The organism is Ferruginibacter sp., assembly GCF_031430955.1.
Lineage (GTDB): Bacteria > Bacteroidota > Bacteroidia > Chitinophagales > Chitinophagaceae > Ferruginibacter.
On record NZ_JANPCM010000447.1, the window covers coordinates 1 to 2,340 of the forward strand.

The following is a 2,340-nucleotide window of genomic DNA, read 5'->3' on the forward strand; positions in this document are numbered from 1 at the left end:
AATGCCAAACCTTAATTTGGGATATTTGTCAGAGTTTAAAACGGCCTGAATATCTTTTAGCCCATTGTGCCCGCCTGCACTACCTGCAGGACGTAAACGTATTTTTTCCAGCGGTAGTGCCACATCGTCTACAATGGTCAATGTATTTTCTACAGCAATTTTTTCTTTGTCCATCCAATATTTAAATGCTTTGCCACTCCCGTTCATAAAAGTGGTGGGGCATATACATACAATGGTTTTGCCTTTAAATTTTACTGTAGCTACATAGGCTAATCTGCCCACTTCAAATTGGCCGCCGTGCTTTTTTACAAAAGCATTTACTACATCAAACCCAATATTGTGACGGGTGTTGGCGTATTCACTTCCAATATTACCAAGGCCTATTAGTAGAAATTTTGACATAGTTAGGGTTGTCGTGATTCGTGAATGGTGAATCGTGAGATTAGTAAACGATCATTTTGCTGAGCATTTGAAAAGTTTTAACCATTAAGACTCCTGTTGGTGTTAAATCTTCTTTTTTGAAATATTCTAAATCTATGGCTAAATCAAAAATTGTATCTATCTCAATTAGTGAACCCCTGGATATTTCATAAAACCTTCTTCTTTCAACTGCCGATTTTCTTGAACTGCCTTCTGCAATATTCAGTTGAACAGAAAGCGCTGCCCTTCTTAATTGCTGCATCATATTAAATCGTTCTTCCTGAGGTAATAATTTTGATAATTTATAACATGATAAAACGAAATTTTTGCCAATTATAAATACATCTAATTTGGTGTGAGCTAATTCTAAAAACATAAAATATAGTTTTGGTTTGATTAATGAAAGTTCTTATGTAACTCACCCACTCACGTCTCACCATTCACGCCTCACGCCAAAGTATCAAATATCATTTGCAGATCCGATTCTGTTTTTATCAACACATCCCTCGCTTTACTTCCCTGGTTCATGCCCACAACGCCTGCTGCTTCTAACTGATCCATCAAACGTCCGGCACGGTTGTAACCTAACTTCATGCGGCGTTGTAATAAAGAGGTACTACCAATCTGGCTGGCAACAATTAATCTTGCTGCATCTTCAAATAGAGAATCCCTGTCGGTTAAGTCGGCACCTTTTGCTTCCAGTTCTTTTTCATCAATATATTCCGGCAATAAGAATGCCTGCGGATAACCTCTTTGCTCACCTATAAAATCAACAATTTTATCCACTTCAGGTGTATCAACAAAAGCACATTGCAAACGCACCAATTCGCCATTATAACTGATAAGCATATCGCCTTTACCAATTAATTGTTCGGCGCCACCGGCATCTAAAATAGTACGGCTGTCAATTTTGCTACTCACTTTAAAAGCAATACGTGCCGGAAAGTTGGCTTTAATGGTACCTGTAATAATATTTACCGACGGCCTTTGGGTGGCAATAATTAAATGAATACCCACTGCCCTTGCCAACTGTGCCAAACGTGCAATGGGCAATTCTATTTCTTTACCCGCTGTCATAATTAAATCTGCAAATTCATCTACTACTAAAACTATAAAAGGTAAAAACTGGTGCCCTTTTTCAGGATTGAGTTTACGGGCAACAAATTTTTCGTTGTACTCTCTTATATTTCTGCAACCGGCTTCTTTTAATAAATCGTAGCGGTTATCCATTTCAATACACAAAGCATTTAAAGTGTGTACTACTTTTTTTGTATCTGTGATGATGGCATCTTCTTCGCCGGGCAGTTTTGCTAAAAAATGTTTTTCTATGGCTTTGTAAATACTTAGCTCTACTTTTTTAGGATCTACCAAAACAAATTTTAATTGAGATGGATGTTTTTTATACAGCAACGAAACTAAAAGGGCATTTATGCCCACAGACTTGCCCTGCCCTGTAGCACCTGCCATTAAAAGATGCGGCATACTGGCAAGGTCAACTATAAAATTTTCGTTATCAATTTTTTTGCCAATAGCAATGGGTAAAGAAAAATTATTATTTTGAAATTTTTCTGATGCCAGCAGTGTTTTCATGCTCACCACCGTTTTTCTTGCATTGGGCACCTCAATACCAATGGTTCCTTTGCCGGGTATAGGTGCAATAATGCGGATACCGAGTGCAGCAAGGCTTAATGCAATATCATCTTCCAAATTTTTTATTCTTGATATGCGTACACCTGCAGCAGGAATAATTTCGTACAAAGTAACGGTTGGGCCAACCGTTGCCGATATTTTCTGGATATTAATATCGTAATTTTTAAGGGTGTTGATGATCTGGTTTTTATTATTCTCCAGTTCATTGGCATCCTGCACAATTTTTTCGCTGCCATGGTTTTCTAAAAGATCCAGCGTAGGAAATTTATA

3 protein-coding genes are annotated in these 2,340 nt (G+C 37.6%); all 3 read right to left on the minus strand.

All coding sequences use genetic code 11. The annotated features are described in order from the left end of the window. Positions 1–402 (minus strand): aminoacyl-tRNA hydrolase (pth, locus tag ACY65O_RS12430; protein ID WP_462221178.1); only part of this gene is annotated, 402 nt, incomplete at its 3' end. 40 nt (positions 403–442) lie between these two features. Then, entirely contained in the window at positions 443–796 is a 354-nt protein-coding gene (locus ACY65O_RS12435) for a four helix bundle protein (RefSeq protein WP_462221179.1), read from the minus strand. Between the two features lie 71 nt (positions 797–867). Continuing rightward, positions 868–2,340, minus strand: a 1,473-nt coding sequence (locus ACY65O_RS12440) for a DNA translocase FtsK (RefSeq protein ID WP_462221180.1), incomplete at its 5' end; no start/stop codon positions are given.